9 protein-coding genes are annotated in these 13278 nt (G+C 72.6%); 4 read left to right on the top strand and 5 right to left on the bottom strand.

Features of this window, described 5'->3' with window-relative positions; genetic code table 11:
• Positions 1-61 precede the first annotated feature (61 nt).
• A complete protein-coding gene (locus tag O7611_RS02530) occupies positions 62-1051 on the top strand; it encodes a 4-hydroxy-3-methylbut-2-enyl diphosphate reductase (RefSeq protein ID WP_194798572.1) in 990 nt (329 codons plus the stop codon).
• Between the two features lie 38 nt (positions 1052-1089).
• Positions 1090-1506, top strand: a complete 417-nt coding sequence (locus tag O7611_RS02535) for a hypothetical protein (RefSeq protein ID WP_194798571.1) — start codon at positions 1090-1092, stop codon at positions 1504-1506.
• 62 nt (positions 1507-1568) lie between these two features.
• Here O7611_RS02535 and O7611_RS02540 read toward each other — a convergent pair whose 3' ends face one another.
• Complete coding sequence (locus O7611_RS02540) at positions 1569-4859, bottom strand: S8 family serine peptidase (protein WP_269696134.1); 3291 nt, start codon at positions 4857-4859, stop codon at positions 1569-1571.
• A 148-nt stretch (positions 4860-5007) separates the two neighbouring features.
• On the bottom strand, positions 5008-6186 hold the full coding sequence (locus O7611_RS02545; RefSeq protein WP_194798569.1) for a DNA recombination protein RmuC: 1179 nt from the start codon (positions 6184-6186) through the stop codon (positions 5008-5010).
• Between the two features lie 54 nt (positions 6187-6240).
• Here O7611_RS02545 and O7611_RS02550 point away from each other — a divergent pair, with 54 nt between their 5' ends.
• Positions 6241-7029, top strand: a complete 789-nt coding sequence (locus O7611_RS02550) for a hypothetical protein (RefSeq protein WP_269696135.1) — start codon at positions 6241-6243, stop codon at positions 7027-7029.
• 50 nt (positions 7030-7079) lie between these two features.
• Here O7611_RS02550 and ppc read toward each other — a convergent pair whose 3' ends face one another.
• Positions 7080-9866, bottom strand: coding sequence for a phosphoenolpyruvate carboxylase (ppc, locus tag O7611_RS02555; RefSeq protein ID WP_194798567.1), 2787 nt, complete (start codon positions 9864-9866; stop codon positions 7080-7082).
• A gap of 123 nt (positions 9867-9989) precedes the next feature.
• Entirely contained in the window at positions 9990-11018 is a 1029-nt protein-coding gene (locus O7611_RS02560) for a hypothetical protein (RefSeq protein ID WP_269696136.1), read from the bottom strand.
• 84 nt (positions 11019-11102) lie between these two features.
• On the opposite strand from O7611_RS02560, the gene O7611_RS02565 reads away from it, so the two are divergent.
• Positions 11103-12143, top strand: coding sequence for a S66 family peptidase (locus tag O7611_RS02565; RefSeq protein ID WP_194798565.1), 1041 nt, complete (start codon positions 11103-11105; stop codon positions 12141-12143).
• Positions 12144-12284: 141 nt separating this feature from the next.
• Here O7611_RS02565 and O7611_RS02570 read toward each other — a convergent pair whose 3' ends face one another.
• Complete coding sequence (locus O7611_RS02570; protein ID WP_194798564.1) at positions 12285-13187, bottom strand: cyclase family protein; 903 nt, start codon at positions 13185-13187, stop codon at positions 12285-12287.
• Between the last annotated feature and the right edge of the window lie 91 nt (positions 13188-13278).

The following is a 13278-nucleotide window of genomic DNA, read 5'->3' on the forward strand; positions in this document are numbered from 1 at the left end:
CAGCGCCCGCGCGTGCATCGCGGCCGCTGCCGTGCGGGAGGGCGGCACGTACGATGGGCGGGTGACTGACGCTGAGACGACTCCCCGGACCGGCAAGCGCGTGCTCCTGGCCAACCCCCGCGGCTACTGCGCGGGCGTGGACCGGGCGGTGCAGACCGTCGAGGAGGCGCTGAAGCTCTACGGCGCGCCGATCTACGTGCGCAAGCAGATCGTGCACAACAAGCACGTGGTGCGCACGCTGGAGGCCCAGGGCGCGATCTTCGTGGAGGAGAACGAGGAGGTGCCGGAGGGCGCCACCGTCATCTTCTCCGCCCACGGCGTCGCCCCCGAGGTCTACGACCAGGCCAAGCAGCGCTCGCTGCGGGCGATCGACGCCACCTGCCCGCTGGTCACGAAGGTGCACCACGAGGCCCGGCGGTTCGCCGCGCAGGACTACGACATCCTGCTCATCGGGCACGAGGGGCACGAGGAGGTCATCGGCACCGCCGGTGAGGCCCCCGCCCACATCCAGCTCGTCGACGGCCCGGACGGCGTCGACAAGGTCACCGTGCGCGACCCGGAGAAGGTGGTCTGGCTGTCCCAGACCACGCTGTCGGTGGACGAGACGCTGGAGACCGTGGCCCGGCTCAAGAAGCGGCTGCCGCTGCTCCAGTCGCCGCCCAGCGACGACATCTGCTACGCCACCTCCAACCGCCAGCACGTGGTCAAGGAGATCGCCCCCGAGTGCGACGTGGTGGTCGTGGTCGGCTCGCGCAACTCCTCGAACTCGGTCCGGCTGGTCGAGGTGGCGCTCGACGCCGGAGCCCGCGCCGGCTACCTGGTCGACTTCGCGCACGAGATCGAGGACGCCTGGCTTGCCGGGGCGAGCACTGTGGGTGTGACCTCCGGCGCGAGCGTGCCCGACGAGCTGGTCCAGCAGGTGCTGGCGCACCTGGCCGAGCGCGGCTTCGGCGACGTCGAGGAGATCACCACCGCGGACGAGCGGCTGACGTTCTCGCTGCCGCAGGAGCTCAAGCGCGACATGAAGGCCGCCGCCGCGGCCCGCGGCTGACCGGGAACGGATCGGCCGTCCGCCGCGTCCAACCGACCATGAAGACTCCTCGTACGGTGCTCGTCGCACTGCTCGCCGGCCTCGCGCTGACCGCCTGCGCCGCACCCGGCGACGGGTCCGCCGATTCCAGCCCGAGCCCGAGCCCGAGTACGACGGGAGCCGCCCCCGTGACCAGCCAGCCCGACCCCGGCACGAGCCCGAAGCGTCCCGGCCCCTCCTGGAAGGGTGGCCCGTCGACCCCGCCGGGGGTCGGCGGCACCGTCATCAGCGGCACCGTGCAGGCCGGCGTCGAGCCGAACTGCCTGTTGCTCGACGGCCACCTGCTCGTCGGCGGGCCGCGCGACGTGCTCAAGCCCGGCGCCCGGGTCGAGGTCACCGGCCGCCCCGAGCCGGGCATGATGACCACCTGTCAGCAGGGCACCCCGTTCGTGGTCGAGTCCGCCCGCCGCGCCTGACCGCAAGCACGAAGGAGCCCCGCCCCCTCCGAGAGGGGACGGGGCTCCTTCGTGTCAGCGGCTCAGTTGACCGCGAGGACCTCGACCGAACCGCGGCCGACGACCGCGCCCTCGGTGGTGGTCACGGCCATGTCGCCGTACAGCTCCCGGCCGGCGGCCGGGGTGGACAGGGCGGTCACCGCACCGGTGAGGGTGGCGGTGGCGCCGTTGGCCAGGGACAGCGGCGTGGACGGCGCGGAGAGCGTGCCCAGCGCCGGGGACGCGAACGAGTCCCGGTAGTCGTACGCGGTGCTCGGGTCACTCATCGAGTAACCGTCGACCACGACCCGGTAGGTGCCGGGCGTCGGGTTGGTCAGCGTGACCGCCTCCTCCGAGTCACCGTCGGCCGACTGGCCCACCTGCGTGGTGCCGCGGAAGACCGTCAGGTCCAGGTCGGCGCTCAGGTCGGACGGGTTGCCGATCCGGGCGGTGAACGAGGTGGCGCCGGCGGGCACCTCCACCGTGTACTCCTGGGTCGCGCCCTCGGTGATGCTGGGACGCTCGGACCGGACGCTCGCCAGCGGACCGCCGACGCCGGTCACCTGGACCGGGCCGAACGTGTTGGTCAGGCTCCAGCTCACCGAGGCCGGGGTGCCGGCGGTGACCGACGGGAGCTGGACCACTGCCGGCTCCACAGTGACGCCCTGCACGCGGGCCTGGAGCCGGAACGGGTTGTCCAGCGCCGGCGAGGTGCGACGCGCCTCCACCTCGATCTCCCACACGCCCGGCAGCGGGTTCTGGTAGTCCCGCTCCTGCGGCTTGCAGACCGCGGCGTCGGAGAAGTTGGTGTAGCAGGCGGTGCTGGCGGTGCTCTCGACCGGCACGCCGTACGGGTTGATGGCGATGAAGCGGGTCTGCGAGCCGGTCGCGATGCCGGACAGGTTGACCTGCAGCGCGCCGGCACCCGGCGGCACCGTCACGAAGTACGACCGGAAGCCGTTGCGCTCGACCGAGCCGTCGGCCGAGAACGAGTACGCCGGAGCGGCGACCGGGTTCGAGGCGATCACGACGGTGGCGACCTCGAAGTCGACGACGGAGGTGGCCGGGTCGTCGACGGTCATGATGGCGCCGTGCGCGCCGGCGGTCATCGGCTTGGCCTTCACCTTGACCGTGACGGTCTTGTTCAGCGGCAGCCACACCACCTTGGGGGCGCTGTAGGTGCCGTCGTTGCCGCGGAAGGCGACCTCGTGCTTGACGCCCTTGTTCGGGCCGCTGGTGCGGGTCAGCTTCACCTCGTAGTGGCGGCTCTCCTTGACCTTCTGGCCACCACGGTCGGCGGCGCAGCGGTTGTAGAGGCCGGTGCCGACGTTCGGGTTCGGCACGAACGTGCCGGAGGCCCGGTCGTAGCGGGTCAGGTTCGGCGACAGCTCGGTGCAGACCGGCGCCTCGGAGGTGTAGGTGCGGGTCTGCACGCCCTTGGCGAGCAGGCTCCACGCGCCCGGTACGTCGAACATGCCGTAGCCCTGCGCGTACGTCGGGACGCCGCTGATCGGGTCCGCCGAGGTGTAGACGGCCCGGCGCAGCGCGGCCGGGGTGACGCCCTTGCCGGTCGCCTTGGCGGCCGACAGCAGCAGCGCGGCGGCACCGGCGGCCTGCGGGGACGCCATCGAGGTGCCGTTGAGCATCTGGTAGCCCGGGGGCAGCGAGTAGCCCGCCTCCGGCACCGGGTTGCCCGGCTGCCAGGTCGGCGCGGTGGAGATGGCCGAGCCGGGGGCGGCGATGTTCGGCTTGAAGCCGCCGTCCTCACGCGGGCCGCGCGACGAGAAGTTGAACAGCGCGTTGTCCTTGCGGACCACCGAGCCGTAGTTGGCCAGCCAGGTGTCCTTGCTGACGCTCGCCGCCACGCTGACCACGTCGGTGGCGACAGACGGGTCACCGACGGTGTTCACGCCCGGACCGGAGTTGCCGGCCGAGATGAACAGCTGCACGCCGTAGGTGTTGATCAGGTCGTTGTAGAGGACCGCACGGGCGTTCGAGCCGTCGTTGAGCGCCGGCAGACCGCCGATCGACATGTTCACCACGTCGACCTTGCGGTTGATCACCAGGTCGGCCATGCCGGTGGTGAGCGCCGCGGCGGTGCAGCCGCCACCCCAGGAGCAGGCGCGGGCGGAGACCAGCTTGGCACCCGGCGCGGCGCCGTCGAAGGCGCTGTTGCCGAGCATGTCGTTGGCGGCGGTGATGCCGGCGACGTGGGTGCCGTGGGTGCTCTCGATGATGCCGATGTTGACGTAGTCGACCAGGCCGGGGCCGCCGACCGGGGCGGTGTTCACGTTGCGCCGGTACTCGACCACGAACGGGATCTGCTCGCGGACCGCAGTGGCCGGGTTGTCGGTGCCGAAGTGGCCGACCTGGAACTTCTCCTTGTACGGCCGCATCACCTCGTCGTCGGTGAAGTCGTTGTTCTTGTTCGCGTCGACGCGGACGTCACCGGTGGTGGGGTTGTAGAGGACGCCCCAGAAGTCGGTGGTGTCGCCGTCGCGGTTGAGGTCGCCGCGCGCGTCGCTGTTCGCGGTGATGTTCTCGCGGAACACGTTGAACCGGTAGTTGCCGGCCGGCGCCGTCCAGGTGCCCAGCGAGGTGGTGAACGTCGGGCCGCTGACCTCGGTCAGCATGGGGCGCCAGGAGGCGTCCTCCAGCGGGTCGGTGGCGGTGACCCAGTCGACGATCTTGCGCTCGCCGGTGGTGGTCTGCTGGAGCGCCGGGTGGTCGAGGTCCACACCGGAGTCCATGATGCCGATGGTGACGCCGCGGCCGTCCCACTGCGGGTTCGCGGCCTTGAAGGCCTCCGCGCCGGTCTCGTTCGTCGGCATGTACGGGTTCACCGCGCCGGTGTCGCCGCCCGGCCCGGCGAGCGTCTCGGCCTGCGAGGCGGTCTTGGCACCCTTCGGCGCCGCCTCGGGCGCCGGGTCGGGGAGCTTGATGGTCTCGTCCAGGTCGACGGCGGCGACACCCGGCAGCGTGGCGGCCTTGAGCGCCTTCGCGGTCGGGACCTTCGCCAGCACGTAGCCGATCTGGTCGTACCGCTGGCTGACGGTGGCGCCCAGGCCGGTCAGGCCGTCGACGACCTTCTTGGCCGAGCCCTTCTTCGCCGCGATGATCATCGTGACGGTCGGCGCGTTCTTCGCCTCGGCCTCGTCGAGCAGCTTGGCGTCGTGGGCGCCCAGTGCCTTCGCGGCGGTCGGCTGCGAGGGCGGGGTGGCGGGGGCGGCGCTCGCGGTGCCGGCGCCACCCCCCACGGTCAGGGCGCCGGCCGCGAGGACCGAGGCCAGGAGCGCGGCGGACGGTCGCCGGCTGCGCGTGCGGGGTTTACTCAACGTTCTCTTCCTCCAGAGAACAGGGCCCTCGAGGGGCAGGGCACGTGTGACGGTGATCCTGCGTGTCAGGACGGCAGGTGTCACTACTCGGCCTGGGTTTGTGACCAGTCCGTGATAGAAATCGGCCTACGTCATCACGTGCGGCGTGTTAGGCGTCGACGTCCGTCGACCTCTCGGCCGATGTGGACGGCGTGCCCAGCAGCTCCGGTGCCTGCGGCTGCCTCGGCGCCAGCTCGACCTGCGCCGGCGCGGCCAGCTCGTCGTCGGAGACGCCCAGCTCGGCCAGCTTGCGGGCGCTGACCAGCACCCGCGCCTCCAGGGACCCCACCGCGCGGTTGTACGCCGTCACCGCCCCGCTCAGCGAACTGCCGAGCTTGCCCACGTGGTCACCCAGAGTGGACAGCCGCCCGTACAGCTCGCGGGCCAGCGAGTGGACGGTGGCGGCGTTACGCGCCAGCGCCTCCTGCCGCCACGAGTAGGCGACGGTGCGCAGCAGCGCCACCAGCGTGGCCGGCGTGGCGAGCACCACGTTGCGGGCGAACGCGTGCTCCAGCAGGGACGGGTCGCGTTGCAGCGCCACGTCGAGGAACGGGTCCGCCGGTACGAACAGCACCACGAATTCGGGCGTCTGGTCGAACGCCGACCAGTAGGACTTGGCCGCCAGGCCGTCCACGTGCGCGCGCAGGTGCCGGGCGTGCGCGTCCAGGTGGGTGTCGCGCCCCCGCTCGTCGCGCGACTCCATCGCGGTCAGGTACGCGTCGAACGGCGCCTTCGCGTCCACCACCACCGTCCGGCCGCCGTGCAGCCGTACCACCAGGTCGGGGCGTACCCCCTGGTGGTCGGTCGCGGCGGTGACCTGCTCGCTGAAGTCGCAGTGTTCGAGCATGCCGGCGGCCTCGACGATCCGGCGGAGCTGGTGCTCGCCCCAGCGGCCACGCACCTGCGGCGCGCGCAGCGCGGCGACCAGCTGCTTGGTCTCGGTGCGCAGCTCGCCGGAGACGGCGCTCATGGACCGCACCTGTTCGCGCAGTTCGGCGTACGCGTCGACCCGGTCCCGCTCCAGCTCGGCCACCCGCTGTTCGTAGCGGCGCAGCGTGTCGTGCAGCGGCGCCACCGCGCGGGCGACCGCCTCCTGGGACTGCGCCGTCGCCTCGTAGCTCAGCGCCCGCATGGACTGCTCCAGCCGCCCCTCACCGGCCTGGGTGGCGGCGAGCGTCGCCTCCAGGCGGGCGATGTCAGCCGCCGCGCGCGCCCGCGCGGCCAGCCAGCCCACCGCGCCGCCCGCGGCGAGGCAGAGCACCACCACGGCCAGCGTCGCAAAGCTCATGGCCAAGAGCTTGCCAAACGGGTACGACGAGCGCCCGGTGGGTACGTTCGAGTCATGGAGTTCGCGTTGTGGCTGGTCCTGATCCTGCTGCTCGGAGGTGCGTTCGTGTTCTGGCGGAGGGGGAGCAGATCGCGCCGGTCGAACGAACTGGCCGACGCCCGCGCCGAGGCGCAGCGCTGGTACGAGCGGCTCGGCGGCCAGCTGATGAACCTGCACGGCGACGCCCCGGCGGTCCGGCAGGCGCTCGCCGACGCCGGTGAGCGCTACAACGCGGCCGGTTCGCAGCTGGAGCAGGCGACCACGCCGCGCCAGTTCGGGCTGGCCCGGGAGACCGCGCTGGAAGGGCTGGCGTACATCCGGGCGGCGCGGACCGCGATGGGCATCGACCCGGGCCCGGAGCTGCCGCCACTCGCCGCCGCCCAGGGTGCCGGCGCGCTCACCAAGGAGCGCCAGGTCGACGTGCAGGGGCAGACGTTCCGCGCCGGCCCGCAGCCGGGGAACGCGACGCCCTACTACTACCCGGGTGGCCGGTTCCAGGGGCGGCCGGTGCCGGCCGGCTGGTACTCCACGCCGTGGTGGAAGACCGCGCTCGGCGCGGGTGTCGGTGTGGTCGGCGGTCTCCTGATCGCGGACGCGCTGTTCTCACCCGCGTTCGCCGATCCCGGGTACGACGCCGGCTACCAGGAGGGCTTCGGCGACGGCCAGGACTTCGGCGACCAGAGCGACATGGGCGGCGGCGACGCGGGCGGCGGTGGCGACTACGCCGGTGGCGACTTCGGCGGCGACTTCGGTGGCTTCGGCGGCGGCGACTTCGGTGGTGACTTCGGCGGCGGCGACTTCTAGCCGGCCCCGGCGGGGCCCTCGCTCGCACGAGTGCCCCGCCCGGGACGGGATCAGCCGGTGTTGCGCATGCCGGCGGCGATGCCGTTGACGGTGGTCAGCAGCGCCCGCTCCAGCGCCGTACCGTCGTTCGGGGCCCGCCGCCCACCCGGCGCGGTCGCCACCGCCCGCCCGGCGGCGCCGGATTCGCGGTACTGCCGCAGCAACGCCACCTGGAGGTGGTGCAGCGGCTCCAGGTAGGTGTCCCGCACGGCGAGCGTGCGCTGCAGCACCGGTGAGTTGTCCAGCAGCGCCGGTGCGGCGGTGACCGCCAGCACCTCCTGCTTGGTCAGCTCGTACTCCTGCTCGATCTTGTCGAAGATCGGGTGCAGCTTCTTCGGCACCAGCGTCTCGACGTACCGCCGGGCGATGGTCAGGTCGGTCTTGGTCAGCATCATCTCGACGTTCGACAGGAACGTGCGGAAGAAGTGCCAGTTCCGGTTCATCTCGGCGAGTACGTCGGCCAGCCCGGCCGCCCGCGCGGCGGCCAGTCCGGAGCCCACACCGAACCAGCCCGGCACGATCTGCCGGGTCTGCGTCCAGCCGAACACCCACGGGATGGCTCGCAGGCCGGACAGGCCGGCGCCGGTGTTCGGGCGCTTCGCCGGCCGGGAACCGATGTTCAGCGCACCGAGCAGCTCGGTCGGGGTGGACGCCCAGAAGTACGCGGGCAGGTCCGGGTCCTCGACCAGCGACCGGTACGACCGGAACGCCGAGGAGGACACCACGTCCATCGCCGCGTCCCAGCGCTCCAGCATCTCGGCCGGCTGCCGGGGAGCGGTGTGCAGCAGCGTCGCCTGGAGCACCGCCGCGACCGTCAGTTCCAGGTTCTCCCGGGCCAGCGCCGGCAGCGTGTACTTGTCGGAGATGACCTCACCCTGCTCGGTCACCTTGATCGCGCCGTCCAGCGTGCCGTACGGCTGGGCCAGGATCGCGTCGTGCGTGGGGCCGCCGCCCCGGCCGACGGTGCCGCCCCGGCCGTGGAACAACCGCAGATGTACGCCGTGCCGCGCGGCCACGTCCCGCAGCGCGCGCTGCGCCCGGTGGATGGACCACTGGCTGGTGGTGATGCCGGCCTCCTTGTTGGAGTCGGAGTAGCCGAGCATCACCTCCTGCACGTCGCCCCGGGCCGCCACGAGCGCCCGGTACGCGGGCAACGACAGCAGCTCGTCCAGCAGCTCACCACCGGCGTTCAGCTCGGCCGGGGTCTCCAGCAGCGGCACGATGCCGATGCGGGCCCGCCCGGAGTGCACGTCCACCAGGCCGGCCTCGCGGGCCAGCACCACGGCGGCCAGCACGTCGTCCACGCCGAGCGTCATCGAGATGATGTACGACTCGATCACCTCGGGGCCGAACCGGTCCTGCGCCTCGCGGATCGCCGCGAACACGTCGAACGTCTTGCGGGCCGACTCGGTGAGCGGGCTGTCCTGGGTGGAGAGCGGCCGGCGGCCGGTCAGCTCGTCGGCGAGCAGCTTGGTGCGTTCCAGCCGGGACAGCGCCGGGTAGTCGGACACCTCGCCCACCGCCTCGTAGAGCTGGGCCAGCACCTCGTGGTGCTTCTCCGCGTGCTCCCGGATGTCCATGGTGGCCAGGTGCAGGCCGAACGCGGACACCGTACGGATGGCCGAGGCGAGCCGCCCGACGGCGGTGAGCTGGCCGGAGTTACGGGCCAGCGACGCGCGCAGCAGTTCCAGGTCGGCGATCAGCTCGGCCGAGCCCCGGTAGTCGCGCCCCGGCACGTGCGGGGTGTCGGCGCGCAGCCGCTCCCGGGTGTTGGCGAGCTTCGCCTTCACGCACCGCGCCTTGAGCCGGTACGGCTCCTCCGCGTTGACCCGGCGGAACCGCGGCGCCACCTCTGGCAGCGCGTCCAGGTCCTTGGCCAGGCTGGCGGACAGGTCGAGCGACACCGCGCGCAGCCGCCGGGACACGCTGACCTCGGTGATCAGCTCGTCCATCGCCTTCTCGGTGGCGGCGATGCCGTGCTCGTGCTGGATGCGCAGCACCTCGCGGGTGACTACCGGCGTGACGAACGGGTTGCCGTCGCGGTCGCCGCCGATCCAGGTGCCGAAGCTCAGCGGGCGGGACGTCGGTGACGTCTCCACGCCGAGCGTGCGCAGCGTGTCGGCGAGGTCGTCGAGGACCTGCGGCGCGGCCTCGGCGTACAGGTCGCGCAGGTAGTAGATCGCGTTGCGCGCCTCGTCTGTCGGGTCCGGCCGGTCCAGCCGCAGCTCGTCGGTCTGCCACATGAGATCGAGCAGTTCGGCCAGGCGGCGGTTCGCCGGGCCCTCGTCGCTGGCGCCGTACAGGATCGCGTTCGCGGTCTCGGTGTCCAGCTCGTCGGCCACCGCGCGCAGCTTGGACAGGATGGACCGGCGGGCCGCCTCGGTGGGGTGGGCGGTGAAGACCGGGCGTACGGCCAGCCGGCGGGCCGCGGCGGCGATCTCCTCGGCCGGTACGCCGCGCTCGGCGATCATCTTGGCCGCCTGGTCCAGCCAGCCGCCGTGGGTGGCGCGGCGGCGGCGCAGGTCCCGGGCGCGGTGCACCTGCTCGGTGATGTTCGCCAGGTGGAAGTAGGTGGAGAAGGCACGGGCCAGCTTCGTGCCGGTGGTGACGTCGAGCCCGGCGAGGCGCTGGGCGGCGGCCGGCGCGTCGGAGCGGACCTGGGCGCGGATCTCCTCGACCAGGTCGAGCAGCGGCCGGCCCTCCTGACGGGCGAGCGTCTGCCCGAGCAGCGTGCCGAGGCGGCGGATGTCGGCCCGGAGAGCGGCGTCGGGGCCGTCGTGGTCGTGCTGGTCGGTCACGGTTGCGCTCCTTACGCGAGGACGAAGGACAGCGCTGTCCGACTCCTCTGGATGGTATCCGCGCGGCCCCGGGGGACAGGAGGGGGACGGCGTGATGATCTGCACTCTGGGACGGCCCGCCGGTCAACCCCGCTCGACCGCGTGCCGTCCCGCCTTCGGTCCGCGGCGCGCCCGGAACATGGTCGCGGTGAGCAGGCCGGCCAGGCCGGCGACCACCCAGACCAGCAGCCCGGTCAGTGCCCAGCCGCCGCCGCGCCAGTCGAAGTAGATCGCCGACTTGAACAGGTCGGTGGCCAGGCCGGGCACGTTCCAGCGGTGCATCCCGCGCAGGAACGGCGGCAGGAACTCGGGCGCGTAGATACCGCCCGAGCCGGGGTTGCCGAGCACCACGAGCAGCAGGATCACGATGCCGGTGCCGAGCAGCCCGAGCCAGCCCTGCACGGCGGCGGCGACCATCCCGGCCGCGAACGCGGCGAGCGCGCCGACCACCGCCACCGTCGCCACCTGATCGGGGAACACGCCGAGCACCGGCCCGACCAGGATCGCCCCGATGACGCCGAGCAGGATGGCGTGCACCGCCAGCGTGGCGATCCGCAGCCCGGCCCGGCGCAGGTCGCGCGGGCTGGTGCCGAGCGAGATGCCGAGCGCCGTGGACGCCAGGTAGCCGCCGAGCACCACGCCGACGGCCAGGTAGAACGGGACCAGGCCGCGCGGGTCGTCGGCGGAGACCGGCACGTCGTCGGTGACCTCCAGTGGCACCCCGGCCTGCCGGGCCGCCTCGGTGAACACCTCGGTGACGAGTTCGGTGGCGGCGGGCGCTCCCGCGCTGGCGGTGGCGAGCGTCAGGCCGCCGTCCGGGGCGGAGCTGAGCACCGCGTACACCGATCTGTCGGTGAGTCCGTCCTGGGCGGCGCCGCGGCTGTCGTACCCGACGGGTTTGATCGTGTCGGTGCGGGCGCGGACGGCGGACGTCACGGCCTGGGCCTGCTGGTCGCTCGTGACCACGGCGACCGGCACGTCACGCGGGTCCGGCTTGTGCAGCGCGCCGACGTAGGCGGCGATGAACGCGCTCGCCAGCGCGAGGGTGCCGAGGATCAGCGCCGCCGTGCGGGGCAGCCAGTCGCGGGTACGCAGCTCCGGCTCGTCGTCCACGGCCTCAGCCTATTGCGGGCATATGCCCGGCTCGTGGGGTTTCGCCTGGTGAAAACCGGTGGCCCGGGCCGGTAGCGTCGGACCATGCAGGCACCCATCTATCCCGCCAAACCGCAGCCCGGCGACCGGGTCGCGGTCGTCTCACCCTCCGCCGGCCTGCCGGGTCTCTTCCCCCACGTGTACGAGCTGGGCCTGCGCCGGCTCCGCGACGAGCTGGGGCTGGAACCGGTGGAGTATCCGACCACCCGCGTCATGGGCGCCGACCCGCGCGACCGGGCGCGTGACCTGACCGCCGCGTTCGCCGACCCGACGATCACCGCCGTGCTGGCCACGGTCGGCGGGGACGACCTGATCACCGTCACGCCGTACCTGGACGACGAGGTGCTGCGGGCCAACCCGAAGCCGTACTTCGGCTACTCGGACAACACCAACGTGCTCAACCACCTGTACCGGCTGGGTGTCGTCGGCTACCACGGCGGCTCGGTGCTGGTGCACCTCGGGCGCTCCGGCAAGCCGCACCCGCTCACGCTCGACTCGCTGCGCGCCGCGCTGTTCACCACCGGCTGGTACGACCTGACCGCCGCCCCCGAGTGGGGCGACGAGCCGTGCGACTGGCGTGACCCGGCCGCGCTGGCCGAGGAGCCGCCGATGTACCCGTCCGACGGTTGGCGCTGGCACGGCCCGGCCCGGGTGGTGCAGGGCCGGACGTGGGGCGGCTGCCTGGAGATCGTGCACTGGCTGATGGCGACCGACCGCGTTCCGTCGGCGGCCGACCTGGCCGGGTCGGTGCTGGTGCTGGAGACGTCGAACGAGCTGCCGCCCGCGCAGGAGGTCTTCCGGATCGTGCGGAACATGGGCGAGCGAGGGCTGCTCGCCGCCGTCCCGGCGATCGTGGTGGGCCGCCCCAAGGCGTGGGACTTCGACCGTCCGCACTCCGTCGCGGAGCGGCTGGCCTGGGGTGAGGAGCAGCGGGCGGCGATCCTGTCGGCACTCGCCCCCTACGCCGACGACCCGGTGGTGGTCTTCGACGTCGACCTGGGCCACACCGACCCGCAGCTGATCATCCCGTACGGCGGCGAGATCCGCGTTGACGCGGTGGAGCGCCGCATCGCCGTCCGCTACTGACCCGCCTTCACCCGCCGCCTCACCCCTCGGTTGGCGGCGTGGGCGACGCAGGCAAGATCCACTCCGTTTCGCCGAGGTGGCGGCATTGGCGGGCGTTGGACCCCGCCATTTCGGGGAAGTGGAGTGGATCTTGCGCGAGGATCAGACGATCGCGAAGGCGCGGACCGGGAACGTGCCCATGCCTGCTACCCGCGGCGGGGCGGCGGTGAACCGGAAGCCGGTCGGGGGCAGCGCGTCCAGGCCGGTCAGGTGCTCCACGATCGGGATGCCGGCGGCCAGTAGACCGGTGTGCGCCGGGCGCTGACCCGCTGCCGCCGGAGTCATGTCGTCGATGTTGATCGAGTCGATGCCGACCAGCGCCGCGCCCGCCTCGGCCAGCCACTGCGCGCCGTCACCGGTCAGGTAGGGCGCCTCCGCAGCGGCGTACGCGTCGGTGCCGAAGTGTGCGTCCCAGCCGGTGTGCAGCAGCACCGCGCACCCGGCCACGTCGTACGGGGCGAGCATCAGCCGGTCCACCGCCCGCGTACCGGCCGGCACGCGTACCACCAGGCCGGGCAGGTCGGCGAGACGGTCCAGCGGCATCCCGGTCAGGTCCGGGCCGTCGGCGAAGCGGTGCGACGGCGTGTCCACGTACGTGCCGGTGTTGGCGATCATGTTGATCCGCGCGACGTGGAACTCGACACCCGGCGCGTACCGCTTCCGGGAGTCCTCCCGGGTCAGCCAGTCGGTGATCGACGGTCCGGGCCAGCCGGGCAGCGTGACCATGCCGTCGGTGACCACGTGACTCAGTTCGACGAGCTTCCGCCCACCGGAGGCTGGCACATCGAGGCCCCGCCCGCCCTTGTGCGGCTCCTCGACGACGGTCCGGTCGGTGATCCGTACCTCGCCGACCATGAGCAGCCCGAGGTGCCGGACCAGCAGCGCGGCCACCTCGTCGTCGGTGACGTCCGGGTGCGGCACGTCCAGCCGGAACCCGTCGGTGCGCAGACCACCGCCGTTGGAGAAAAGCACCTCGGCGTCGAAGACCGTCCGATACTCGACCATCCACCCACCGCACCACGCCCGGTGGCAGCCGGTCAAGATCGAAGATCGGGCGGGCCCGGATCGTCGGTGGAGGGGGATAGGCTCGAACGGT

Origin of the sequence: Micromonospora sp. WMMC273 (assembly GCF_027460285.1) — a bacterium.
In the GTDB taxonomy this organism is placed as follows: domain Bacteria; phylum Actinomycetota; class Actinomycetes; order Mycobacteriales; family Micromonosporaceae; genus Micromonospora; species Micromonospora aurantiaca.

Bases quoted from the DNA above. Each gene is read 5' to 3' on its own strand.
- O7611_RS02535 (WP_194798571.1), top strand. From the start codon at position 1,090: ATGAAGACTCCTCGTACGGTGCTCGTCGCACTGCTCGCCGGCCTCGCG.
- O7611_RS02545 (WP_194798569.1), bottom strand. From the start codon at position 6,186: ATGAGCTTTGCGACGCTGGCCGTGGTGGTGCTCTGCCTCGCCGCGGGC.
- O7611_RS02550 (WP_269696135.1), top strand. From the start codon at position 6,241: ATGGAGTTCGCGTTGTGGCTGGTCCTGATCCTGCTGCTCGGAGGTGCG.
- O7611_RS02565 (WP_194798565.1), top strand. From the start codon at position 11,103: ATGCAGGCACCCATCTATCCCGCCAAACCGCAGCCCGGCGACCGGGTC.
- O7611_RS02570 (WP_194798564.1), bottom strand. From the start codon at position 13,187: ATGGTCGAGTATCGGACGGTCTTCGACGCCGAGGTGCTTTTCTCCAAC.